Genomic DNA, 24,640 nt, shown 5'->3' with positions numbered 1-24,640 from the left:
GTGAGATTATTTTCACAATTAAGCTGGTATTTTATTCGTGAATGGCGGCGTTATCTGGGAGCTGTCATTTTTCTCGTTTTGATTGCGGTGCTGCAACTCATTCCTCCCTACTTAGTTGGGATTATCGTTGATGGCATTAGCACAAAAACAATGACTTTTCGTCAGCTCTTCATGTTGCTGGGGTTAATGCTGTTCATTGCTTTGGTTATCTATGGCCTGCGATATGTTTGGCGTGTATGGCTATTCGGTGCTTCTTATCGGCTAGCTGTTAAGCTGCGTGGTGACTTCTACAAGCGCCTGAGTAGTCAGAACCCTGAGTTTTATTTGCGTCACAGAACAGGCGATCTCATGGCGCGCGCAACAAATGATGTTGACAGAGTTGTTTTTGCCGCAGGTGAGGGAGTCCTGACTTTGGTTGATGCTTTAGTCATGGGGTGCTCTGTCCTCATTGTCATGAGCGTGGAGATCAGTTGGCAATTAACTTTGTTATCCCTCGCGCCGATGCCCATTATGGCCTTGGCGATTAAGCATTATGGTGATCAGCTTCATCATCGTTTTAAATCTGCGCAAGGCGCATTCTCTGTATTGAATAACCATGCGCAGGAAAGTTTGACGAGTATCCGCATGATAAAAGCGTTTGGATTGGAAAAACTGCAATCTAATCAGTTCGAAGAAGTTGCTATTGAAGCTGGGCGTAAGAATATGCATGTTGCGCGTGTAGATGCGCGTTTTGACCCTACCATTTTCATTGCTATTACTGTTGCAAACCTCTTAGCGGTCGGCGGAGGGAGTTGGATGGTGGTGAATGGTTCCATGACCCTTGGTGAACTGACCAGTTTTGTCATGTATCTGGGATTGATGATCTGGCCTATGTTGGCGTTGGCGTGGATGTTCAACATTGTTGAGAGAGGAAGTGCTGCTTATACACGTATCCGCAGTTTGTTGCAGGAACCTTTGGTAACCGAAGATGGTGTGTTGTCTTTGTCTTCAGAGCGAGGGAGTTTGCAGGCAAATATCAACACATTTACCTATCCCCAAAGTGATAAACCTGTTTTGGAAAATATCCATTTCCAACTAGAACCTGGTCAGTTATTGGGGCTTTGTGGATCAACGGGGGCAGGGAAAAGTACTTTATTGGCATTGTTACAACGGCAGTTTGATGTAACCGATGGAACTATTCTTTTCCAGTCAAAAAATATCTCGGCGCTTCGAATAGAAGAGTGGCGTTCACGATTGGCTATTGTCAATCAAACTCCTTTCCTGTTTTCGGATACGGTTGCAGGTAATATTGCGTTGGGGCGACCTGATGCAACCCAAGAGCAAATAGAAGAAGTCGCTCGTTTAGCAAGTGTACATGATGATATTTTGCGATTACCTCAAGGTTATCAAACGGAAGTTGGAGAACGCGGTGTGATGCTTTCCGGGGGACAAAAACAGCGTATATCCATTGCTAGGGCCTTGTTGTTAGAGACGGAGATTTTAATCCTTGATGATGCCCTATCAGCCGTTGATGGTCACACGGAACACCAGATTATGAAAAATCTTAGCCAATGGCGGCAACAGCGCACTGTTATTATCAGTGCGCATCGGCTGTCGGCATTAACGGAAGCCGATAATATTTTGGTTATGCAACATGGCTCAGTTATACAACACGGCCAGCATAAACAGCTTATCACCCAATCAGGTTGGTATTCCGATATGTATCATTACCAACAACTAGAAGCTGCATTGGGTGGAGAAAATGACTAAAACTCATATAGGTAAGCTATGGCCGTCATTAAAGCGCTTGCTTTCTTACGGCAAAAACTACCGCAAACCGATGCTCATTGCTGTATTGATGTTGTGGATTGCTGCATTGGCAGAGGTAAGCGGACCTCTGCTTGTGAGCTATTTTATCGACAATATGGTTGCAACGGGAAACTTACCGCTCGATATTGTCGGTGGGCTTGCCACAATGTTCTTGATTTTGCAGTTTATTGCTGCCGCTTTACACTACTATCAAACATTACTTTTTAATCAAGCATCCGTGGGCGTGGTGCAGAAACTTCGTACTGATGTGATGGATTCAGCATTACGTCAACCATTAAGCGCTTTTGATAATCAACCCGTTGGACAACTGATATCCCGCGTAACAAATGATACTGAAGTCATTAAGGATCTGTTTGTTAATGTGATTCCAATGGTATTTCGCTGTGTTGCACTAATTGGTGCTATGCTGATAGCCATGTTTGTTTTAGATTGGCGTATGGCATGTGTTGCGATTGTAATATTTCCGGCAGTTTTTCTTGTCATGGTGATCTATCAGCGTCTTAGTACCCCAATAATTAGGCGGGTTCGCGGTTATCTGGCTGACATTAATGATGGTTTCAATGAAGCCATTAATGGAATGAGTGTGATTCAGCAGTTTCGTCAGCAAGCTCGTTTTGGCGAGAAAATGTTGTCTACCAACCGAGCACATTATCAGGCTCGTATGCAGGCTTTACGGTTAGATGGCATCTTATTAAGGCCATTATTGAGTTTCTTTTCTGCCGCAATATTGTGTGGTTTGCTCTTATTGTTTGGTATCAAAGGCACTGAGGTTATTGGCGTTGGTGTACTGTATGCCTTTATTAATTATCTTGGGCGATTAAATGAGCCACTGATTGAGTTAACTTCACAGCAATCAGTATTGCAGCAAGCGGTGGTGTCAGGAGAACGTGTTTTCGAATTGATGGATAGTCCACAACAGCAATATGGCAATGATCTGCGGGCGTTAGAAAGTGGCAGAATTGATATTGAAAACTTAAATTTTGCGTATCGCGATGACAAACTTGTCTTAAGCGATATTAACTTGCATGTTCCTCCACATGGGTTTGTGGCCTTGGTTGGGCATACAGGGAGTGGAAAAAGCACTTTGGCTAATTTGATTATGGGGTACTATCCGTGGCAAGACGGTGAGATCTATCTTGACAGGCGTTCCATATCTTCGCTTTCTCATTCAGTGCTGCGTAATGGAGTGGCAATGGTGCAGCAAGATCCTGTTGTTTTGGCCGCGTCATTCCTCAACAATATCACGCTAGGGCGGGATATCAGCGAAGAGAAAATATGGGAAGTACTAGAATTAGTTCAATTAGCTGACTTTGTTCGTCATTTACCCGATGGTCTGAATTTCGTTTTGGGAGAACAAGGGAATACACTTTCAGCCGGCCAAAAACAGTTGTTAGCAATGGCTAGAGTTTTAGTGCAAACGCCCCAGATCCTTATTTTGGATGAAGCAACCGCGAATATCGATTCTGGGACAGAACAATCAGTACAGAAAGCATTGAGAATGATCCGCAAACAGACGACATTGGTGGTGATTGCTCATCGTCTTTCAACCATTACTGACGCTGATTCCATATTAGTGCTACATCGTGGTGCAATTGTTGAGCAAGGTCAGCATCAACAGCTATTGGAAAAACGTGGACGCTATTATCAAATGTACCAACTTCAGCAAGTTGGTGAGACGTTGAATGAATCAGTGCACGTTTAGCGTGCATATTTAGGCAGTACAGGGGGAGCAGATGTATTTTCTGTTCCCTTTTTTATTCCTTCTTTAAAGATGTTTTTCGATAACAGACTGATTACACATCGTTTTTAACTTTTGGCATATCCCTTGCAAATATTTCCTTGTACCAACGTAGTGAAAAACGGGGGAAATATGAAACTTATCACCATCATCATAAAGCCATTTAAGCTGGAGGAAGTGCGGGAAGCACTTGCTGATATAGGTATACAAGGTATGACTATAACAGAAGTAAAGGGATTTGGACGTCAAAAAGGCCATTCCGAACTTTATCGGGGTGCTGAATACAACGTTAATTTTTTGCCCAAAGTTAAGATTGATATTGCTACCAATGATGAACGGGTTGAAGAAATTATCCATGTTGTTCAGCAGACGGCTTTCACCGGAAAAATGGGGGATGGAAAAATCTTTCTTTTTGAATTGCAGCATGCCGTCCGGATCAGGACGGGTGAAACGAATGATGCAGCACTGTAAATGGGAGGGGAAAATGAAGAATAAATTTTTATCCATAGCGTGTATTGCAGCCAGTTTTCCTTCGTTTGCGATTGCTGCGGAAAGTAATCCCAATAAAGCAGACACGGTCTTTATGTTAATCAATACGATACTTGTACTTTTTATGACAATACCGGGCATTGCCTTATTTTATGGGGGATTACTACGCAGCAAAAATGTGTTGTCACTAATGTCACAGGTGATTGTCAGTTTTTCATTGGTGTGTGTGCTTTGGATTATTTATGGATACAGCATGACCTTTGAGACGGGTAACGCTTTTTGGGGAGGGTTTAGTCAGGTTATGTTAAAAAATATATCCATAACTGATCTAACTGGTAGTTTTTATCAGTTAATTCATGTTGTTTTCCAAGGTGCATTTGCGTGTATTACGGTTGCTTTGGTGGTAGGTGCGTTATGTGAAAGAATTCGTTTTTCTGCATTGCTGATTTTTAGTGTGTTATGGCTGACCGCATCTTATATTCCTATGGCACATATGGTGTGGGGTGGCGGCTGGCTGGCTCAGGATGGAGCCTTGGATTTTGCTGGTGGGACTGTTGTTCATATTAATGCGGCAGCAGCAGGTTTAGTTGGTGCTTATTTACTTGGGAAGCGCTCAGGTTTTGGGCGGGAAGCATTTAAACCTCATAACCTACCAATGACCTTTATTGGAACAGCGATCCTTTATATTGGGTGGTTTGGTTTTAATGTGGGATCCGCTGGTGAAGTAAATGCTATTTCGGCGCTGGCCCTAGTGAATACGATGGCAGCAACGGCGGGAGCCGTGTTGTCATGGGTTTTCTGTGAGTGGCTATTTCGCCAGAAACCTTCGCTTTTAGGAGCATGTTCCGGGTGTATTTCGGGTTTAGTAGTCATTACGCCTGCTGCTGCAACAGTGGGTATCGGTGGTGCATTGGTGATGGGGTTGATTGCAGGTATTGCTGGCTTATGGGGAGTAGTCATACTGAAGAAATGGCTACATGTTGATGATGTTTGTGATGTGTTTGGTGTACATGGAGTATGCGGCATTGTTGGTTGTTTGTTGACCAGTGTTTTTACTGCATCCGCTTTAGGTGGAACAGGATTTACTGAAGGAATGACAATGTTAAGGCAGCTCGGGATTCAGGCTATTAGTATATTGGTCTGCATAGTTTGGTCATCAATAGCGGCTTATATTTCATTTAAGATCGCTGATAAATTGGTTGGGTTACGTATTAATCTTGAGTCAGAAAGAGAGGGGCTTGATATTACTTCACATGGTGAAAGTGCTTATAATTGAGCATTTTTATCTATTTGCAAATAGGTATGCCGTAATAACAGAAAAATTGATTACGGCATACGGTGTCAATTCATTATAACTTACGAATTACTCCCTCCTGAACCGCAGAAGCAATAAGCACGCCTGCACGGTTATAGATATGCCCACGGACAAAACCACGTGCCCCTGATGCTGATGGGCTTTCGATTGAATAGAGTAACCAGTCATCCATATTGAAAGGACGGTGATACCACATTGAGTGATCAATCGTGGCTATTTGCATATTTTCCGCCATGAATTTTACGCCATGGGGTTGTAGTGCCGTGGGTAGGAAATTGAAATCTGACGCATAACCCAGCAAACAATGATGAATGACGGGATCTTCTGGCATTTTTCCGTTGCTACGGAACCAAATATAACGCACAGGGACTGAGGATGAATGATTAGATAGATTTTTAAGAGGAACGAATTTCATCTCCAAGGGGGGCGTGGAAAAAACTTTTTTTAACTTTGCCGGGAGGGAGCTAGCCATTTTTTTTACCATTTCCTCTTGGGAATCTAACTCTTCCGGAGAAGGAACCAAGGGCATAGTATTTTGATGTTCAAAACTATCTTCATGTCCTTGAAAGGACACGGTCATGTAGAAGATAGGATGACCATTTTGTATTGCGCTAACGCGGCGGGCACTGAAACTTTTTCCATCACGCAATACTTCAATATCGTAAACAATGGGCTTATGGCTATCACCTGGACGTAGAAAATAGCTATGAAAGGAATGGATCATTCTATCATCCGCAACGGTTTGTTTTGCTGCATATAGCGCTTGGCCTATGACTTGCCCACCGAAAACTTGAGGAAATCCTAAGTCTTCACTTTGTCCTCGGTAAATGCCTTCTTCTATTTTTTCTAAATGTATCAAGTTAATTAAGTTTTGTAATGCTTGACTCATAACATGCCTTTACTTTTAGAGCATTTGAAAAGTATAAATGAAAGATTATGGGTAATAAGTTTTTATTTATTTGAAAATAAATAGATTAAATTGTAAATAAAATTATCCATGAGTTTTTATTTTAGATGTGAATTATCACTGTTAATCTCATCAATGCATTGTCGAATAATGCGAATATGCTTCTTTGTAATTTTATCTTTTGATTTGTATGGTTATTTTAAATTTTAAGGATAGGGAGATTGTTATTTAACTTAGAGGTTGAAATTGTGAAATTATGTGATTTTTATATGATATGACAATGATTCATTAGAGTTATTAACTATATCTATTGTTTATTGAGTCTGTTTACTGTTTGTTTACTATGATTTTTGATTTAAAAAAGCTAAAGATATTCTGTTAAGTAAAATCATTAGGGTTTTGATGTTTTTTACAACGTTATGGATGATAAAGCAGCATTCAAATGAAGTTTTCTTGCTATTTCATCATGTTTGAAAGATAATGGCCACCGCTTCAAAATTTGAGAAGCTAACATCAATGGGGGCTCTGTTGGTTCTCCCGCAACGTTAACTTGTTAACTTGGTCAGGTCTGGAAAGAAGCAGCCATAGCAAGGGATGCGTGTGCCGGGATGTAGCTGGCAGAGCCCTCACCAATTCTAGCCCATCATGAGCTTATATGTCAGCCGATAATAGCTACCGGCTCAAGTCACTTTCTATCTGAACATTACAGCTTAGCGGACAAATTTCCAAACAGACGATGGAATTTTATCATAGAGTTTATTCATGGTAAGTTCGGCCAAACGGTGATCAGCTGCGGAATAGAACAATTCGAGTTCATCTTCCGAAAGCTCGTATTTATTTTTTTCGATTACACGTTCCAGTGTTTCAATAGAAGTGCATTTTCTTAAACGCATCAGATAGTCAGTTTTAGTCATAATCGCCTTATCTTATTTGGTATAAAAAATAGTTAGAAATATATTTATCAGATTTTGCTTAGAGAAGCGTTCAAATCATGTAACAGAACGTTAGTTAAGTGTTCGTTTGTTTTTTGCCATTTTGTAAGTTCAGGGAAGCTTATCTTATCGCTTCCAAACAAATTATATGTTTCATCTAGATAACCATCAATTAAGGTGTTCAGAGTGTGATTGTCTGAATATTTAATTTTAAAGTTCCAAACAAAAGCTGCAATGTGTTCAATCAATTCGTTTAGTTCTAAACTTTTCTCGGAGGTTAGGTCGAGAATCCAATGATTATCAGTGCGATTCAGGACAGAAAGCGCCTCATGAATTAAATTTTCACATAAGTATTTTAATTCAGCAATATCATGTCTTTTTGGTGAATATTCATCCATAATCACCTCCGTAAACGACGCACAGCTTATTTGAACCAAGGCTTATACATGCTAATTATTATAGTCATTATTTTAGAATGGAGCCTATCAAAACATGATTATTATTTATTAATGTTAACGCCCTATTTTACATATCTTGCTAACTAGGTTTTTTTTAACAATGCCCCATTTACGTTTGGTTATGAAAAAGTTCCGTTTCTGATATGTGCTAACATTCTACTATGAAAGATAGCAATATCTACATATACCATGATTATATTAAATTATACTAATACAGTAGATGCTGTAGCAATAGCACAGCAATCATTATAGGTGATTGTATTGCGACTTTCAAAATCAATATAGCGTCATTATTACATATGTCACTATCTAGATGGAACACTTTTTAACATTAAAGATGTAATTAAGAGAAAAACAAGGAAAATTACCAAGTTAACTTTTGTTTATTATAAAAAAATAGAAAGTGTTGTCTTTTAAACCTACCTGTTCATTCATAAGTATTTATTTTAATTAGGTTATGGGTGATTTTTAACACAGATATTGTCATCTTGTAATTTGTTGTTCGAAGGCGTTTTTATCCATTAAAAAGGCCACATAAGTGGCCTTTTTAACATAGTTGAATTTAATGAGGGGTCGAGATATGTTCAAGTTCCTCATTTTTTTTCGTAAACCGCCGCTTAATGACAACGAAAAATACAGGGACGAAATAAATTGCTAACGATGTAGCGGCAATCATACCACCCAATACTCCTGTTCCTACGGCATTTTGTGCACCTGAACCAGCGCCATTACTCAATACCAGAGGCATAACGCCAAGCATAAAGGCGAGAGAAGTCATTAGGATTGGGCGCAAACGCATTCTGGCTGCTTCAAGAGTCGCTTCTATCAATCCTTTACCTTCTTTTTCTATCAAATCCTTGGCGAACTCGACGATAAGAATGGCGTTTTTCGCAGATAGCCCGATAGTTGTTAATAAACCAACTTTAAAGTAAACGTCGTTACCCAGTCCACGTATTGATGTTGCCAGCAATGCACCAATAACCCCTAGAGGGACGACTAGCATGACCGAGAACGGAACAGACCAGCTTTCATATAATGCTGCCAGACAAAGGAATACAACAATTAATGATAGTGCATATAGAGCAGGAGCCTGATTACCAGATAGACGTTCTTGATAAGACATTCCTGTCCAGTCATAGCCAATTCCTGAAGGTAATTGTGATGCGAGTTGCTCCATAAAAGCCATTGCATCGCCAGTACTTTGACCAGGCGCAGCTTCGCCCACAATTTCCATAGAAGGAAGACCGTTGTAGCGTTCCAGACGTGGTGAACCATAAATCCAAGGCTCTTTTGATGCATCTATAAACGCAGAAAACGGCACCATTTCCCCATGATAGTTACGAACATACAACTTGCTAATATCGCTTGGTAACATACGGTAAGGAGCATCAGCTTGAATATAGACTTTTTTGACTCGACCGCGGTCGATAAAGTCATTGACGTAAACACCACCAAACATTGTGCTCAAGGTCGAGTTGATATTTGTCGTGGATACAGCTAGGGCTTCCGCTTTTTCCTTATCGATATAAATACGATACTGTTGTGTGTCATCTTGTCCATTAGGGCGGACACTCGTCAGCATATCTGGGTGTTGTGCAACCATACCAAGCAATTGGTTACGTGCTTCTGTCAGTGCTGCATGCCCCAAATTTCCTTTATCAATCAACTGGAAGTCAAATCCGCTGGCAGAACCCAATTCCACAATTGAAGGAATATTGAACGCAAAGACGAGACCTTCCTTGATTTGAGCAAAATTCGCATTTGCTCTAGCAACAATGGCCGGAACCTTATCTTTCGAATCCTTACGTAGTTTCCAATCTTTTAAGCTGATAAATGCCAGACCAGTATTTTGCCCTTGACCACTAAAACCAAGGCCATTAACTGTAAATACAGATTTAACAACATCTTTTTCTTTGGTATAGAAGTAATTATTGATTCCATCCAATACCTTTTGTGTCTGTTCTTGAGTAGAGCCAGGTGGTAATTGAACTATTGCCAGTAAAACCCCCTGATCTTCTTCTGGCAAGAAAGACGATGGCAGATTCTTAAATATCCAGGCCATACCCGCGATCAACATGACATAAATTACCAAGTAACGTCCTGTACCACGTAACATACGGCCGATACTATCAGTATAATGATGTGTGCTCTTTTCAAATAGACGGTTAAACCAGCCAAAGAATCCAGTGTGAGTTCCATGGCTGCCTTTAGCAACAGGTTTTAGCATGGTCGCACACAGTGCCGGAGTCAGGACTAGAGCTACCAGAACAGACAGCACCATTGCTGAAACGATCGTGATTGAGAATTGGCGGTAAATCGCGCCTGTTGATCCTCCAAAGAATGCCATTGGTACAAATACGGCGGAAAGTACCAGTGCAATACCGACCAAAGCTCCTTGGATCTGTCCCATTGATTTTTTGGTAGCTTCTTTCGGTGATAACCCCTCTTCTTGCATAATTCGTTCGACATTTTCGACTACAACAATGGCATCATCCACGAGCAGGCCTATGGCAAGTACCATAGCGAACATGGTCAATGTATTGATGGAATAGCCAAACGCAGCAAGAATGGCAAATGTACCGAGCAGGACAACCGGAACTGCGATTGTTGGGATAAAGGTTGCTCGAAAGTTTTGTAAAAACAGGTACATAACGATAAACACTAACAGAATGGCTTCTGCCAATGTTTTCACCACTTCGAAAATGGAAATTTTAACGAATGGAGTGGTGTCATAGGGATAAACAACAGTTAACCCATGTGGGAAGAAAGGTTGCATCTCAGCCAGTGCTTCTTTGACCGCCTTGGAGGTATTCAAGGCGTTGGCACCTGTTGCTAGTTTGATACCAATACCTGATGCTGGTTTGCCATTGAAGCGACCAATGATACTGTAATTTTCAGCGCCTAATTGAATAGTAGCGACATCATGCAAGCGAATTTGTGAACCATCTGGATTCATGTGTAGCAAAATGTTGCCAAATTCTTCTGCCGAATTCAGGCGAGTTTGTGCGATGATCGAAGCATTCAAACGTTGACCTGGAACCGGTGGTGTTCCTCCTAATTGTCCGGCAGCAACCTGATTATTTTGAGCTCTGATTGCACTAATAACATCCTGAGTGGTGATTTTATAGTTGAGTAGTTTGTCAGGGTTGAGCCAGATGCGCATGGCATACTGCGTACCAAAGAGTTCTGTTTCACCTACGCCAGTAACACGGCTTAAGGTATCCTTGACACTCCCCCCGATATAGTCAGCTATGTCATCTTGAGTCATGGTACCATCTTGAGAGATGAAACCTGCCACCATCAAAAATGAGCTGGTTGTTTTATCAACATTAACACCTTGTTGTTGAACTTCTTGAGGCAATAGTGGCATTGCCAATTGAAGTTTATTTTGGACTTGAACTTGCGCGATATCTGGATCTGTGTCTGCTTCAAAGGTTAGCATGATATTCATGTGTCCCGCAGAATCACTGTTCGAAGACATGTACACTAGGTTATCGATGCCGTTCATATTCTGTTCGATAACCTGTGTTACAGTATCTTGTACTGTTTTCGCGTCAGCCCCTGGGTAATTTGCTGAAATGGAAATAGTAGGTGGCGCAATAGCAGGATATTGCTCCACGGGTAATTTCATGATTGCCAGCAGGCCAGATAGCATAGTGATAATTGCTATTACCCATGCAAAAATTGGCCGTTCGATAAAAAACTTAGGCATTAATCATCGACTCCTTATTGAGACTTTTTTGCAGACTCAGCTTGATTAGCCGTAGGATTAGCATTTAAATCTGTTTCCGTTAGTTTTACAGTTATTCCCGGTGCTATTTTCTGCAATCCTGTAACGATTACTCTATCTCCAGCTTTCAGACCTTCTGTCACCAACCATTTGTTACCAATGGCCTGAGTAGCGTTGATATTGCGTAATTCTACTTTGTTATCTTTATCTACAATCAGCGCGGTTGCTTGACCACGAGGTGTTCTGGTAACAGCTTGCTGAGGAACCAAAATCGCATTTTTGCGCACTCCTTCTTCTAACTTGGTGCGAACAAACATACCTGGGAGTAATTCTTCATTTGGGTTTGGGAACACGGCACGCATAGTTATGGAGCCTGTTGTTTCGTCAACCGTTACGTCAGAAAACTCAAGGTAACCTTCTTGATTGTATTCTTGTCCGGTGTCAGTGATTAGACGGATTTTGGTTTTTTTGCTCTCTTTTTGAACAGTTCCTTTTGCGATTTCATTTTTGAATCGCAGGTAGTCGTCACTTGATTGAGTAATATCAACATAGAGAGGATCTAACTGCTGAACAATTGTCAGGGCTGTTGGTTGACCTGCAGAAACCAATGCTCCTTCTGTGACGGTAGACTTACCCGCCCGCCCAGAAATAGGGGAGGTCACCTTGGTGTATGCCAGATTGATTCTGGCATTTTCCAATGCGGCCTGAGCAGATTGCACATCTGCTTTTGCTTGAGCATATTCTGAATTTGCTTTATCAAATTCCTGCTTACTCACGTATTGTGTGCCTAACAAGGATTGATAACGTTCAACAGTTAAGCGGGAAACATTCTCATTGGCTTGTGCTCTGGCTAAGCTTGCTTTGGCCTTACTGTATTCTGCTTGATAAGTTGCTGGATCTATTTGGTATAACGACTCACCGGCAACCACATCACTCCCTTCTTTATAGTTACGTTTCAGTATGATGCCACCGACTTGAGGACGAACCTCGGCAACACGATAAGCTGATGTACGGCCTGGTAGTTCTGTGATGACAGTGAGAGGTTCTGCCTTCAGCGTTACAATACCAACCTCAGGAACATGCTGGCCAGCAGCTTCTTGCTGTGTATTTTTATTGTCGTTACATCCTGAAAGAATGAAACTGCCTGAAATTACCAGTAATGTGGCCAGAGGCAAAACTCCCCTGTTCTTTCGCATAAGTAAACCTCAATTTTTCAATGTTGATTCGTTAATCTAACAAGTGAAATCATTACTTCGTTGGTTAATGGATGCTATAGTACAAACATACATGAATGTATGTAAATCAGCCTCAGTCAAAAACAAAGTTTATGGCACTAAAATGGCACGAAAAACTAAACAGCAAGCAAATCAAACTCGTCAGCAAATCATAGATGCTGCGATAAAGATTTTTTCTGAGCGTGGTGTTTCTGCTACCTCATTATCCGATATCGCAACTGCCGCAGGTGTAACACGCGGAGCAATTTACTGGCACTTTAAAAATAAAACAGATCTACTTTCTGTTGTTTGTAGAATGCCAGAGCATAAAATAGACGAACTAGAGAAAAAGTATCAATCAAAATATCCTGATAATCCACTTATTGCTTTGAGATATTTATTAATTTCCGTGTTAAGAATGATGATGGAGGATTCTCAGATTCGTCAATTAATGGAAATTTTTTTCCATAAATGTGAATTTGTTGGAGAAATATCTCCACTAGTAGAAGAGATTAGGGAGATATGCATTTCCGATTACAAGAAGATTGAAAAAATGCTACTTGCTTGTATTCAATCTGGAGAACTACCGTATGATCTTGATTTCAAGCGTTCTGCCATCATGTTAAGAGCATTGATGACTGGGATATTCGAGAACTGGTCATTCTCACCGGACAGTTTTAATCTTCAAGAACAATCTGTTCATTTAGTGGATAGTTTCATCGATACACTTAAATACAGCTATCATTTGCGAAACGGCAAAGAAAATACATCTTGAATACGGCGTAAATATCAATGAGAGCCGTTCTGATGATTGCCAGTGTCGCAGCATATGGCTGAATCCTTTTAATACGTTGAGATAATCCATTGTGCTTAATGTTTAATGCTATGGTTGCTGGTTTGGCCAGGTAAACGCCTAAAGAAGGCTATAATTTAAAACAAATGCTGGAAATTTTGACTGTACAAGATGTTGAAGTTAAATTGTGCAAAGTCTGAACTAATAGAGGAATTAGTAAACTGGCATTGGTTGATGGCGTAGTAAATGATGAGTAGATAAGTTCATGGTTTAGTTAACCGATATTTGGGTATTTTACTCAATAAGGAGAGTTTGTGTAACAAACTCTCTGCGATATGTTTCTCCACGATACTGTTTTTTCTTCTGTTGCCTTTTTCTTGTTCGGTAAGTGCGGCTTTTGGTAGCGATATTCCAACCCGTAGTGATATTCAAAATCAGCTTAAGATACTAACGGAACGTAAGGAGCATACTGTTGAAGAAAAAGTATCGATAGCTGATTTGGAAAAGACGCTCTCTTTCTTTGACAAAATAGAACAACTGAAGCTGGATTTCGATCTACTCAGAAAAAATGTGCAAAATGTGCCACAAAAATCACATCAGGTTACGACTGAATTAGAGAATCTGAAAAATAACGATCAGCAGGATGCATATAAACAGACATTGGAAACACTGTCTCTAAAGCAGCTCGAATCTAAACTGAATAACACATGGTATAACCTGCAGAAGGCACAGGAAAATCTTGCTAGCTACAACAGTCAGTTGATTGGGCTGCAAACTCAACCAGAACGCGTGCAAAATGCGCTATTCCGTAACATGCAGAGATTGCAACAGATTCGCAACCAACTCAATAATGCACTGACTGAGCAGTCAGAATCGAGTCCTACCCGGACAGAGTTATTGCAGGTAGAACAACTTTTTCTGACTCAGCAAAATGAATATCAAAGAGAATCTCTGCAAGCGAATACTCAGTTACAAGTGCTTTTACAACGGCAACGGGATTATACAGCTCTCCAAATTGAGCAATTGGAACGCAATGTTCAGTTTATTCAAAACGTAATGAGTGGAAAACGGCTGGTTCTTTCTGAGGAAACCGCGAAAGAAGCACAAACTAAGGATGGTAAAAATTTACATATCCAAGATAATTCATTAGTTCAGGCAGAAATTGAGCATAACCGTGAATTGAGTAAACGGTTAATTGCAGCAACACGTGATAATAACCAACTGGCGCAGAAAAGTATTCGCGTTAAGAACTTCTTGGAGCGAACCATCCAATCAGAGCGTAACCTTAAAGAGCAAATTAATGTGTTACGTGGCAGCTTATTGTTATCACGTATCTTGTTTCAAGAACAGATGAAAATACCGCAGGATGTTCTAACAAAAGATTTATCAACGAAAATAGCAGACTTGCGCTTGGAGCAATTTGAAATTAATCAGGAACGAGATCGATTCTGTCAAGGGAATGACTATGTCAATAAATTATTGAGTAATAATCGTAATCAAATAAAAAATGCATCCAATGAAATAATGGATGAAATACATAATGCTATCAATCAGATCCTAGACGTTCATTGTGATCTTTTAGAGCAGCTTAATAATCAATTGGGAAATCAGATTACTCATGCTATTAACTTGCAAATGGATCAGCAGCAATTGTTGGATGTCTCTGCATCACTGGAGCAGACCCTTGTCCAACAAATCTTTTGGGTTAACAGTAATAAGCCAATGAATGCAGTGTGGTTGAAATCTTTACCTGAACTAATTCAAGAAGAACTGAGTCATTTAGATATTCGTTTGACTTTTCATGGCATGATTACAGGGCTGAAAAATTCTATCCATTTTGTCATTCCTCTTGTGTTAGTTGGCTTGTTTTTACGTTGGCAAACCAAAGGTATTAACGAGCAGTTGAAAAAAATAGCAGGCGAAGTGGGGCAGTTTCGCCGTGACAGCCAACTACATACGCCATTGGCACTGTTACTGACATTAATAAAAACATTACCATTTGCTTTCATCGTATTGGCGATAGGTTATTGGTATTCGAAATCAGGTGATGATTTTGGGGATTTGATTTGGGGGTTTTCCCGCCAGTTGGCGCTTTTTTGGATTATGTATAGTTGTAGCTACCAGATCCTTGCGAAAGGTGGGATTGGAGAGCAGCATTTTTTTCTAGATAGTGTAGCTTGTCGTTTATTCCGCAAAAATCTTGTTCGTCTGTCGATTGCGTTATTTCCTATTTTATTCTGGATAACATTGGGGGCTAAATATCCTTTGCGACTGTCTGATGATGTTATTGGTCAGTGCACTGTATTGGTCTGCCTGTTATTTGTCTTCCTGTTTATTTTTCCATTCTGCCGCTATGTATGGCGTGAAAAAAGCTCACATATGATCCGTACCATCGTAGTGACGACATTAACTTTTGCACCATTGATTATGATGGTGTTGATGGTATCGGGTTATTTCTACACAACTTTACGTTTAGCAGAACGTTGGCTCTATAGTTTGTATTTACTGTTTCTCTGGCATATTAGTTACCAAGCCTGTTTGCGAGGATTGGGTATTGCAGCGCGTCGCATTGCCTATCAGCGTGCCGTTGCCCGGCGTCAGTCCCTCACGAAAGAAGGGGCTGAAGGTGAAGTGATGGAAGAACCGCCAATGGACTTAGATCGCATTAATCAGCAATCATTGCGCTTAACTACCATGGTGCTGTTTTTGATCTTTTTAGGTGCATTTTATTGGATCTGGTCTGATCTGGTGACGGTATTTTCTTATCTTGATGGGATCAATTTGTGGCAATACAGTACTGCAACGGAACTTGGTAACGTTCTAAATCACGTGACTTTGAAAGATTTGGTACTTTCAATAGCGATGTTAGTCATCTCATGGGTCATGATGAGAAACTTACCAGGTTTACTAGAAGTGTTGGTGTTATCCCGTTTGCAGTTGCAACAAGGCTCTTCGTATGCCATTAAAACAACACTGACTTACCTAATCATTGGTATTGGCGGAATTACAGCATTAGGAACATTGGGTGTTTCGTGGAATAAATTACAATGGCTAGCGGCGGCGCTTTCGGTTGGTTTAGGTTTCGGTTTACAGGAAATTTTTGCTAACTTTGTTTCGGGATTGATTATTTTGTTCGAACGCCCCGTCCGGATTGGCGATACCGTAACGATAGGAACTTATTCTGGTTCTGTTAGCAAAATCCGTATTCGTGCGACGACAATTACAGATTTTGACCGTAAAGAAGTAATTATCCCTAATCGGGCATTTGTGACAGAACGTCTAATTAACTGGACGCTTTCCGATACCATTACGCGGATTATTATTAAGGTTGGTGTCGCATACGGCTCTGATCTTGATAAGGTTAAAGAGGTTTTGTTAAAAGCGGCAAGCGAAAATGCCCGCGTAATGAGTGAGCCAGGGCCACAAGTCTACTTTATGAATTTTGGCACCAGTACATTGGATCACGAGTTGAGGCTTTACGTCCGAGAACTGGGTGATCGTAGCCGTACTGTAGATGAAATTAACCGCAGTATTGATAAATTATGTCGGGAAAACGACATCAATATTGCATTCAATCAGCTAGAAGTTTACTTACACAATCGGCAGGGTGATAGTTTGCAAGAAGTACAGAATCCATTGAATGATGAAGGCAATCAGTCAGATAAAAGATTTTTATCTGGTGATAAACCATTTTAAGTTGTTTTATCGTTGAAACACGAAATCTGAGGAGTAAGCATTAATCAAACTTATTCATCAGGTTTTTGAACTTGTTTTTCTAATTTTCCTTGAAGATCATGTTTGACAATTTCTAGTGCTGCTAATGCAATAGCAGGTGAAATTTCGTTATATTCAAGCAAATAAATAAGATCTACTGCAAGTTGTACTTCAGGTGGTGCTTGTTCTAGGGCCATAGCTAGTTTTCCTCTGTGATTAATCTAAATGTTCTTGCTTTTCTATCGATTTCTCGATCCGCATTAATGCTTGACGGCAGCGGGCGAGCCTACCCGCGAGGGCTGCAATTTCTTTTTGCAGTTTGTGCTTATTGGTAAGTGTAGTTTGTTTATTTAACTGTAATTCCCGGTCATCAATCATTGCCATTAAACGACGTTCATAATCTTGATGCTCTGCCAGACGTTGATAAAGATCTTGGCTTTGTGAGCGGTACTCAAATTTATCTTCCTGTTTTCGTAGCGCTTGGGTTGATATCTCGCGCTTAAGTGCTTCGGTTTGTACCACTAAACGCTCAGCAAGGAACTTCACTTGTTCAATCCGAGAATCGCTTACACAGGCTTTCAGTTGTTCCAGATTTTGTCGGATCTCTTGCATATATCCATCGAGTTTATTGCTGCGGTGGTGAAACAACATTTGATCAAAACGGGCACTGGAAAAAGGGGTATCAGGTAGTAAGGCGAGTTCTTTTTCCAGAATACTGACCTGTTTTTCAAGTACACATAATAAATTTTGTATACCCATTAGTATCTCATTATGATTAATAATCAGTTTGTCAAAGTCTTTTAATTAGTTTCGCAGATTTGGTTGCAATCACACTGAACCTGCTAAGTGTGGGGTTTATCTTAAGTCAACAAAATATAAGTAACGACTTGTTTGGCAGTTGCTTTTTCACAGTAGTTTGAATAAATTTTACCGCTTTCTTGCTCTCTTCATTAAACCTGGCTGACATCGATTATGACCGCTAACGCACAACAACTGCAATTAATTAAAGATAGTATCGAAACAATCCCTGATTATCCAAAGGCAGGAATACTTTTTCGTGACATTACCACATTGCTTGATAATCCAGTTGCCTACCAAGCTACGATAGATTTATTGGTAGCTCGTTATCAGAATACAGGCATTACGAAAATCGTTGGCACTGAAGCTCGTGGTTTCTTATTCGGGGCTCCTGTTGCACTGCGTTTGGGGGTTGGTTTTGTTCCTGTTCGTAAAAAAGGTAAATTGCCGCGTGAAACGCTGAGCGAAACTTATGATCTGGAGTATGGTACAGATACATTAGAAATCCATAAAAGCAGCATCAAGGAAGGGGATCAAGTTCTGGTTATTGATGATTTGCTTGCAACGGGTGGTACCATTGATGCGACAGTACGCTTGATTCGTCGTCTAGGTGGACAAGTTTCTGAAGCGGCTTTTATTATTGGATTACCGGATTTAGGTGGCGTTGAACGTTTGCAAAAACAAGGTGTTAACAGCTATACCATCGTTGAATTTCCCGGCCACTGATTATTCTATTTTTTGCAATATTGATACATATTAATATATCAGCCTCGCCGTTAATGGTGAGGCTGTGCTAGCATGTTAGATAATCATGTTCAATTTCCTCGGTATTCATGAGCTATCAGGTACTTGCCCGTAAGTGGCGCCCACAAATATTTTCTGATGTGATTGGTCAGCAACATGTGTTGACTGCATTGGCGAATGGTCTCGAACACCAACGCCTCCATCACGCTTATCTTTTTTCCGGCACTCGTGGTGTGGGAAAAACCACTATTGCACGTCTGTTGGCAAAAGGACTGAATTGCGAAACGGGCATAACAAAGACTCCGTGTGGTCAGTGTACCAACTGTCTTGAAATTGAACAGGGTAGGTTTGTTGATCTGATTGAAATCGATGCTGCTTCCCGAACAAAAGTAGAAGATACTCGCGAGTTGTTGGATAACGTCCAGTATGCGCCTGCCAGAGGTCGTTTCAAAGTTTACCTTATCGATGAAGTTCACATGCTTTCTCGCCATAGTTTCAATGCATTGTTGAAGACATTGGAAGAACCACCGGAACATGTGAAATTCCTTTTGGCCACAACTGATCCACAGAAACTGCCAGTGACTATCCTTTCACGCTGTTTACAATTCCATTTGAAAACACTCGATGTGGATCAAATTAGCAGCCAATTGGAACATGTTCTTAATGCGGAGCAAATAGAAAGTGATGTTCGAGCCCGTCAGTTACTTGCCCGCGCAGCAGATGGCAGTATGCGTGATGCCTTGAGTTTAACGGATCAAGCTATTGCTCTTGGTGGCGGAAAGCTGACATCAGATATTGTTAGCCAGATGCTGGGAACACTGGATGATGACCAACCATTGGCAATGATCGAATCGTTGGTGCGTGCAGATGGTCAACAAATGATGGCATTGGTGGAACAAGTGGCAACTCGTGGTGTCGATTGGGAAAATTTGCTGGTTGAAACATTGTCGCTGTTGCATCGGATTGCCATGCTCCAACTATTGCCTCAGCAACCTGAAAGTGAGCCTTCTTCAACGGAAGGGCGGTTGCGTTTGTTGGCAAGAGCGATTTCCCCGACGGATTTGCAGCTGTATTATCAAGCGCTACTGGTGGGGCGCAAAGAGCTTCCTTATGCACCAGAACGACGGATGGGAGTGGAAATGGCGTTATTGCGTGCTCTGGCTTTTCATCCTAAAACAGTCATTGAGGAAATATTACCTCCTGCTGTGGAAAGCCCTGTAGCATCACCTTCGGCCTCGCTATCTGCAAAGCAATTGACTTCAAATAAAGACGAAAATAAGCGTCCTGCTGAGCAGACAATATCCCAATCGATAGGCAGTGAATCGCCTATTGCAAACAGTCCTACAGCGAAGCTATTGCAAGCAAGAAGTTCGCTGACACGTCAAGGAAATACGCCACTAAAAAAGCCTGAGCCGGCAGAGTCTGCTAAACCGGCAAGCTCAGCACTGGAGCGACTGGTGGCGGTGGCAGAACAACGGTCTCAATCTTATATCCCTAAAGCACGGGAATCTAATCCAGCTAATCCGGTAAAAAAGGAATCTTATCGCTGGCGGGCAACGAATAGTGGAGAGGAGAAACCGCGCCCGACTACGACACCAAAAGCGATCAAAGCCGCTTTGGAGCACGAGAAAACAACAGAATTGGTAGAAAAACTGGCTATTGAATCGAAACAAAGGGATCCATGGGCTGCGGAAATTGATAAACTGCAGATTCCAAAATTGGTTCAGCAGGTAGCACTGAATGCTTTTAAAGAACAGATTGATGAAAATCGTCTTTGTCTGCATTTACGTTCAAAGCAGCGCCATCTTAATTCAGCATCGGCTCAGAAAGTGTTGACCGAAGCATTGAGAGAATTGCATGGAAAACCTATTGAACTCAATATCATTGAAGATGATAATCCTGCGGTAAAAACGCCTCTGGAATGGCGACAAGCCATTTATGAAGAAAAATTGGCACAAGCGCGTCAATCCATTATTTCGGATAAAACGATTCAAACACTTCAGCAACTATTTGATGCAGAATTGGATGAAGAAAGTATCCGGCCTGTTTAACTGCCGTAGTGTATTTTATGCTGTGGCGATAGCGAAGAGAGAAAATTATGTTTGGTAAAGGTGGTTTGGGCAATTTGATGAAACAGGCCCAGCAGATGCAAGAAAAAATGCAGAAAATGCAGGAAGAAATTGCAAATCTGGAAGTGACAGGCGAATCTGGCGCAGGCTTGGTAAAAATCACTATTAATGGTGCACATAACTGCCGTCGGGTTGAAATCGATCCAAGTTTAATGGACGATGATAAAGACATGCTGGAAGATCTGATTGCAGCGGCATTCAATGATGCAGCTCGCCGTATTGAAGAAACCCAGAAAGAAAAAATGGCCAGTGTTTCCAGTGGAATGCAGTTACCACCTGGGTTTAAGATGCCATTCTAATGCAAACCAGTCCTCTTCTTGAATCTCTGATGGAAGCCCTGCGCTGTTTGCCCGGCGTAGGCCCAAAATCTGCACAGCGGATGGCATTTCATCTATTGCAGAGAGATCGCAGTGGTGGAATGCGATTGGCCCAGGCACTGACACGAGCGATGTCTGAAATTGGTCATTGTCAGGACTGCCGGACATTCACGGAACAGGAACAATGCACGATTTGCGCCAATCCGCGTCGTCAGCAGAATGGCCAGATTTGTGTAGTGGAAAGCCCCGCAGATATTCATGCTGTCGAACAAACCGGTCAGTTTGCGGGACGTTATTTTGTCTTGATGGGGCATTTATCGCCACTGGATGGTATCGGGCCAATGGATATTGGTTTAGATCGTTTAGAAGAACGTTTATCTTCTGAAACCTTGTCAGAAATCATTCTGGCAACTAATCCAACTGTCGAAGGAGAGGCAACGGCAAACTATATTGCAGAAATATGTTCTCAATATGGTGTGACAGCCAGCCGAATTGCTCATGGTGTTCCTGTGGGCGGAGAGCTTGAAATGGTGGATGGTACGACACTGTCTCATTCGTTGGCTGGCCGGCAAAAAATCACGAACTTGTGATTTTGTTCCCGATTAATGGGTAATTTTATGGATGGTGCTGCTGATTATGCCGCCATCCATAGTTGACTTACCCGCTTATTAAACTAATTTTATATTCTTATTGCTATCTTAACTTGAAACTTTCCGTATCTATCCCCATTTGATTACCATCGTCCGATTTTACATATCTGAACTGGATTTAGATTGAGGTAATAAATGAGCATGAAAGATCAGGAAACCCGTGGATTTCAGTCTGAAGTCAAACAACTGCTACAGTTGATGATCCATTCTCTCTATTCCAATAAAGAAATTTTTCTCCGTGAACTGATTTCAAACGCATCTGATGCGGCTGACAAATTGCGCTTCCGTGCATTGTCTGCCCCTGAGCTGTATGAAAATGATGGCGAATTGCGTGTTCGTCTGGCTCTTGATAAGGAACAGAAAACTATCACCATCAGTGATAATGGTATCGGTATGTCCCGTGATGAAGTGATCGATAATCTCGGAACGATTGCAAAATCTGGTACTAAAGCATTTCTTGAGTCCATTGGTTCTGATCAAGCAAAAGACAGCCAATTAATTGGCCAATTCGGTGTAGGCTTCTACTCTGCTTTTATCGTCGCTGACAAAGTCACCGTACGTACCCGTGCAGCAGGGGCACCTGCTGAACAAGGTGTGTTCTGGGAATCAACGGGAGAAGGTGACTACACCGTTGCTGATGTTGAAAAAGTAGATCGTGGTACAGAAATTACCTTACATCTGCGAGATGGGGAAAGCGAGTTCCTCAATGATTGGCGTCTGCGTTCTATCATTGGCAAGTATTCTGATCATATTGCCTTGCCAGTTGAAATTGAAACCCAAACCAAAAATGAAGAAGATGATTCAGTTACCGTTACATGGGAAAAAATCAACAAAGCCCAAGCCTTGTGGACTCGTAATAAAGCTGAAATTAGTGATGAAGAGTACCAAGAGTTTTATAAGCACATCTCCCATGACTTTACTGACTCTCTGATTTGGAGTCATAACCGCGTTGAAGGTAAGCAGGAATACACCAGCTTGCTATATATCCCTTCCCAGGCACCGTGGGATATGTGGAACCGCGAACATAAACATGGCCTGAAACTATACGTACAGCGTGTATTCATCATGGATGAAGCTGAACAATTCATGCCAAATTACTTGCGTTTTGTCCGTGGTCTGATCGATTCCAACGACCTGCCATTGAACGTTTCCCGTGAAATTTTGCAAGATAGTTCAATCACACGTAACTTGCGCAGCGCGCTGACTAAACGTGTATTGCAAATGTTGGATAAGCTGGCAAAAGACGATGCAGAAAAATATCAGACCTTCTGGCAGCAGTTCGGCCTAGTGATGAAAGAAGGTCCAGCCGAAGATGGCGCAAACAAAGAAGCTATTGCTAAGTTATTGCGCTTTGCTACGACTCATAATGATAGCTCCGCTCAAACTGTTTCTCTGGAAGATTACGTTGGCCGTATGGCAGAAGGGCAGGAGAAGATTTATTACATTACTGCGGATAGTTATGCTGCAGCGAAGAATAGCCCACACTTGGAGCTGTTCCGTAAGAAAGGCATTGAGGTTCTGTTACTGTCTGACCGCATTGATGAATGGATGATGAGCTACCTGACTGAATTTGATGGTAAGTCACTCCAATCAGTCAGCAAAGCGGATGAATCCCTCGATAAACTGGCTGATGAAAACAAGGCTGAACAAGAAGAAGCAGACAAAAAACTGGAGCCATTTGTTGAGCGCGTGAAAACTCTGCTAGGTGAACGCGTGAAAGAAGTGAAGCTAACTCATCGTCTGACCGATACTCCAGCTATTGTAACAACTGATGCTAATGCGATGAGCACCCAAATGGCGAAGCTATTTGCGGCAGCGGGCCAGTCTGTGCCAGAAGTCAGTTATAACTTTGAGCTGAATCCAGAACACCTTCTGGTTAAAAAAGCGGCTGATATTGATGATGATGCTCAATTTGCTGATTGGGTAGAGTTGCTGTTGGATCAAGCGTTATTTGCTGAACGTGGCACATTGGATGATCCAAATCAGTTTATTCGTCGTATGAATCAATTATTATTAGCTGAAAAAGCTTAAACTTATTGAGATAATTATAAAAACCACGCTTCAAAGAAAAATGAGGCGTGGTTTATTTTTTAGTTAGTGCGGAAACGTTTACCTGTTTTCTTGAGCCATTCCCCATTCAAATGGTATGGTAGTACGTTTTCTTTAAAATATGAAAAGTAAATAGCAAGGGGATTTACGCAATGCGTATTATTCTACTGGGCGCACCAGGCGCTGGTAAAGGGACTCAGGCACAATTTATTATGGAGAAATATGGGATACCCCAAATTTCTACAGGTGATATGCTGCGTGCTGCAGTAAAAGCGGGTACCGAGTTGGGTTTGCAAGCAAAAGAGTTGATGGATAATGGCAAGCTAGTCACTGATGAACTGGTCATTGCTTTAGTTAAAGAGCGCATCAAACAAGATGACTGTCATAATGGCTTCTTGTTGGATGGGTTCCCACGCACTATTCCTCAGGCAGATGCCATGAAAGACGCTGGTATCGAGGTTGACTATGTGTTGGAATTTGACGTTCCTGATGAAATCATCGTTGAACGTATTATTGGTCGTCGTGTGCATGCGCCGTCAGGCCGTGTTTACCACATCAAATTCAATCCACCAAAAGTGGAAAATAGAGATGATGTTACAGGTGAAGAGCTGACTATTCGTAAAGATGATCAGGAAGATACGGTCCGTAAACGTCTGGTTGAGTACCACGCACAAACTGCACCTTTAGTTTCTTACTATCAGCAAGAAGCACAGGCCGGTAACACAAAATACTTTAAACTTGATGGTACTCGTCAAGTAGTGGAAGTGAGCGCAGAGCTGGCTAACATTCTGGGTTAATGATTTAGTGTGTACCTTTAAGGGATATCTCCAAGAGGAGACTTCTGGCTTTTGCTT

At 41.4% G+C, this 24,640-nt stretch carries 19 protein-coding genes and 1 other RNA gene; 13 read left to right on the top strand and 7 right to left on the bottom strand.

Annotated elements, in window-relative coordinates:
* From WDV74_RS13160 to amtB, 4 genes are all read left to right on the top strand, one after another.
* Positions 1-1,749, top strand: a complete 1,749-nt coding sequence (locus WDV74_RS13160) for a SmdA family multidrug ABC transporter permease/ATP-binding protein (RefSeq protein ID WP_338883223.1) — start codon at positions 1-3, stop codon at positions 1,747-1,749.
* Entirely contained in the window at positions 1,742-3,511 is a 1,770-nt protein-coding gene (locus tag WDV74_RS13155) for a SmdB family multidrug efflux ABC transporter permease/ATP-binding protein (RefSeq protein WP_338883222.1), read from the top strand. Before WDV74_RS13160 ends, WDV74_RS13155 begins: the two co-directional genes overlap by 8 nt.
* Before the next feature lie 168 nt (positions 3,512-3,679).
* Positions 3,680-4,018 (top strand): P-II family nitrogen regulator, encoded by a 339-nt coding sequence (glnK, locus tag WDV74_RS13150; protein ID WP_047766799.1) that lies wholly within the window; start codon positions 3,680-3,682, stop codon positions 4,016-4,018.
* Between the two features lie 13 nt (positions 4,019-4,031).
* Positions 4,032-5,312 (top strand): ammonium transporter AmtB, encoded by a 1,281-nt coding sequence (amtB, locus tag WDV74_RS13145; RefSeq protein WP_338883221.1) that lies wholly within the window; start codon positions 4,032-4,034, stop codon positions 5,310-5,312.
* Positions 5,313-5,385: 73 nt separating this feature from the next.
* Here the strand turns inward: amtB and tesB are convergent, their stop codons facing one another.
* Entirely contained in the window at positions 5,386-6,240 is an 855-nt protein-coding gene (gene tesB / locus WDV74_RS13140; protein WP_338883220.1) for an acyl-CoA thioesterase II, read from the bottom strand.
* Positions 6,241-6,784: 544 nt separating this feature from the next.
* Here tesB and ffs point away from each other — a divergent pair.
* Positions 6,785-6,881, top strand: an RNA gene (gene ffs, locus WDV74_RS13135) — signal recognition particle sRNA small type.
* A gap of 87 nt (positions 6,882-6,968) precedes the next feature.
* On the opposite strand, the gene WDV74_RS13130 is transcribed toward ffs, so the two are convergent.
* The 4 genes from WDV74_RS13130 to WDV74_RS13115 all read right to left on the bottom strand — a co-directional run bounded on the left by WDV74_RS13130 (position 6,969) and on the right by WDV74_RS13115 (position 12,574).
* Positions 6,969-7,172 carry an HHA domain-containing protein gene (locus WDV74_RS13130; protein WP_047766794.1) on the bottom strand — a complete coding sequence of 68 codons (204 nt, stop codon included), beginning with the start codon at positions 7,170-7,172 and terminating at the stop codon, positions 6,969-6,971.
* Between the two features lie 47 nt (positions 7,173-7,219).
* Entirely contained in the window at positions 7,220-7,588 is a 369-nt protein-coding gene (gene tomB, locus WDV74_RS13125) for an Hha toxicity modulator TomB (RefSeq protein ID WP_338883218.1), read from the bottom strand.
* Positions 7,589-8,210: 622 nt separating this feature from the next.
* The gene (locus WDV74_RS13120; RefSeq protein WP_338883217.1) at positions 8,211-11,360 is read right to left on the bottom strand and encodes an efflux RND transporter permease subunit; all 3,150 of its coding nucleotides are present in this window, start codon (positions 11,358-11,360) and stop codon (positions 8,211-8,213) included.
* 14 nt (positions 11,361-11,374) lie between these two features.
* Positions 11,375-12,574 (bottom strand): efflux RND transporter periplasmic adaptor subunit, encoded by a 1,200-nt coding sequence (locus WDV74_RS13115; RefSeq protein ID WP_338883216.1) that lies wholly within the window; start codon positions 12,572-12,574, stop codon positions 11,375-11,377.
* 142 nt (positions 12,575-12,716) lie between these two features.
* On the opposite strand from WDV74_RS13115, the gene acrR reads away from it, so the two are divergent.
* Positions 12,717-13,367, top strand: a complete 651-nt coding sequence (gene acrR, locus WDV74_RS13110) for a multidrug efflux transporter transcriptional repressor AcrR (RefSeq protein ID WP_338883215.1) — start codon at positions 12,717-12,719, stop codon at positions 13,365-13,367.
* A gap of 330 nt (positions 13,368-13,697) precedes the next feature.
* Complete coding sequence (mscK, locus tag WDV74_RS13105) at positions 13,698-17,081, top strand: mechanosensitive channel MscK (RefSeq protein WP_338883214.1); 3,384 nt, start codon at positions 13,698-13,700, stop codon at positions 17,079-17,081.
* A gap of 50 nt (positions 17,082-17,131) precedes the next feature.
* On the opposite strand, the gene rsmS is transcribed toward mscK, so the two are convergent.
* The gene (rsmS, locus tag WDV74_RS13100; protein ID WP_338883213.1) at positions 17,132-17,296 is read right to left on the bottom strand and encodes a pleiotropic regulatory protein RsmS; all 165 of its coding nucleotides are present in this window, start codon (positions 17,294-17,296) and stop codon (positions 17,132-17,134) included.
* A gap of 19 nt (positions 17,297-17,315) precedes the next feature.
* Positions 17,316-17,858, bottom strand: coding sequence for a primosomal replication protein (locus tag WDV74_RS13095; RefSeq protein WP_338883212.1), 543 nt, complete (start codon positions 17,856-17,858; stop codon positions 17,316-17,318).
* Between the two features lie 213 nt (positions 17,859-18,071).
* Between WDV74_RS13095 and apt the strand changes: the two genes are divergently transcribed.
* The 6 genes from apt (at position 18,072) to adk (ending at position 24,583) form a co-directional block, all read left to right on the top strand.
* Complete coding sequence (apt, locus tag WDV74_RS13090) at positions 18,072-18,623, top strand: adenine phosphoribosyltransferase (protein ID WP_338883211.1); 552 nt, start codon at positions 18,072-18,074, stop codon at positions 18,621-18,623.
* A 107-nt stretch (positions 18,624-18,730) separates the two neighbouring features.
* Positions 18,731-20,692 carry a DNA polymerase III subunit gamma/tau gene (gene dnaX / locus WDV74_RS13085; protein ID WP_338883210.1) on the top strand — a complete coding sequence of 654 codons (1,962 nt, stop codon included), beginning with the start codon at positions 18,731-18,733 and terminating at the stop codon, positions 20,690-20,692.
* A gap of 47 nt (positions 20,693-20,739) precedes the next feature.
* Positions 20,740-21,069, top strand: coding sequence for a YbaB/EbfC family nucleoid-associated protein (locus WDV74_RS13080; protein ID WP_038219125.1), 330 nt, complete (start codon positions 20,740-20,742; stop codon positions 21,067-21,069).
* Entirely contained in the window at positions 21,069-21,677 is a 609-nt protein-coding gene (gene recR / locus WDV74_RS13075; RefSeq protein WP_338883208.1) for a recombination mediator RecR, read from the top strand. The genes WDV74_RS13080 and recR overlap by 1 nt, the downstream gene beginning before the upstream one ends.
* A 201-nt stretch (positions 21,678-21,878) precedes the next feature.
* Positions 21,879-23,768: a molecular chaperone HtpG gene (gene htpG, locus WDV74_RS13070; RefSeq protein ID WP_338885613.1), complete on the top strand. Its 1,890-nt coding sequence runs from the start codon at positions 21,879-21,881 to the stop codon at positions 23,766-23,768.
* Positions 23,769-23,938: 170 nt separating this feature from the next.
* Positions 23,939-24,583, top strand: a complete 645-nt coding sequence (gene adk / locus WDV74_RS13065) for an adenylate kinase (RefSeq protein ID WP_338883207.1) — start codon at positions 23,939-23,941, stop codon at positions 24,581-24,583.
* Positions 24,584-24,640: the final 57 nt, after the last annotated feature.

The sequence above is a fragment of the Xenorhabdus sp. TH1 genome, from assembly GCF_037260955.1.
Classification (GTDB): Bacteria; Pseudomonadota; Gammaproteobacteria; order Enterobacterales; family Enterobacteriaceae; genus Xenorhabdus; species Xenorhabdus griffiniae.
Note: the sequence above shows the minus strand (reverse complement) of the source record. Positions and strands in the feature narration are given on the sequence as shown.

Excerpts from the sequence above, each read along its gene's own strand:
- acrR (WP_338883215.1), top strand. The coding sequence starts at position 12,717 with ATGGCACGAAAAACTAAACAGCAAGCAAATCAAACTCGTCAGCAAATC.
- WDV74_RS13115 (WP_338883216.1), bottom strand. The coding sequence starts at position 12,574 with ATGCGAAAGAACAGGGGAGTTTTGCCTCTGGCCACATTACTGGTAATT.
- WDV74_RS13130 (WP_047766794.1), bottom strand. The coding sequence starts at position 7,172 with ATGACTAAAACTGACTATCTGATGCGTTTAAGAAAATGCACTTCTATT.
- WDV74_RS13155 (WP_338883222.1), top strand. The coding sequence starts at position 1,742 with ATGACTAAAACTCATATAGGTAAGCTATGGCCGTCATTAAAGCGCTTG.
- WDV74_RS13120 (WP_338883217.1), bottom strand. The coding sequence starts at position 11,360 with ATGCCTAAGTTTTTTATCGAACGGCCAATTTTTGCATGGGTAATAGCA.
- glnK (WP_047766799.1), top strand. The coding sequence starts at position 3,680 with ATGAAACTTATCACCATCATCATAAAGCCATTTAAGCTGGAGGAAGTG.
- dnaX (WP_338883210.1), top strand. The coding sequence starts at position 18,731 with ATGAGCTATCAGGTACTTGCCCGTAAGTGGCGCCCACAAATATTTTCT.
- rsmS (WP_338883213.1), bottom strand. The coding sequence starts at position 17,296 with ATGGCCCTAGAACAAGCACCACCTGAAGTACAACTTGCAGTAGATCTT.
- WDV74_RS13095 (WP_338883212.1), bottom strand. The coding sequence starts at position 17,858 with ATGGGTATACAAAATTTATTATGTGTACTTGAAAAACAGGTCAGTATT.
- WDV74_RS13080 (WP_038219125.1), top strand. The coding sequence starts at position 20,740 with ATGTTTGGTAAAGGTGGTTTGGGCAATTTGATGAAACAGGCCCAGCAG.
- recR (WP_338883208.1), top strand. The coding sequence starts at position 21,069 with ATGCAAACCAGTCCTCTTCTTGAATCTCTGATGGAAGCCCTGCGCTGT.
- tesB (WP_338883220.1), bottom strand. The coding sequence starts at position 6,240 with ATGAGTCAAGCATTACAAAACTTAATTAACTTGATACATTTAGAAAAA.
- htpG (WP_338885613.1), top strand. The coding sequence starts at position 21,879 with ATGAAAGATCAGGAAACCCGTGGATTTCAGTCTGAAGTCAAACAACTG.
- adk (WP_338883207.1), top strand. The coding sequence starts at position 23,939 with ATGCGTATTATTCTACTGGGCGCACCAGGCGCTGGTAAAGGGACTCAG.
- tomB (WP_338883218.1), bottom strand. The coding sequence starts at position 7,588 with ATGGATGAATATTCACCAAAAAGACATGATATTGCTGAATTAAAATAC.
- amtB (WP_338883221.1), top strand. The coding sequence starts at position 4,032 with ATGAAGAATAAATTTTTATCCATAGCGTGTATTGCAGCCAGTTTTCCT.
- apt (WP_338883211.1), top strand. The coding sequence starts at position 18,072 with ATGACCGCTAACGCACAACAACTGCAATTAATTAAAGATAGTATCGAA.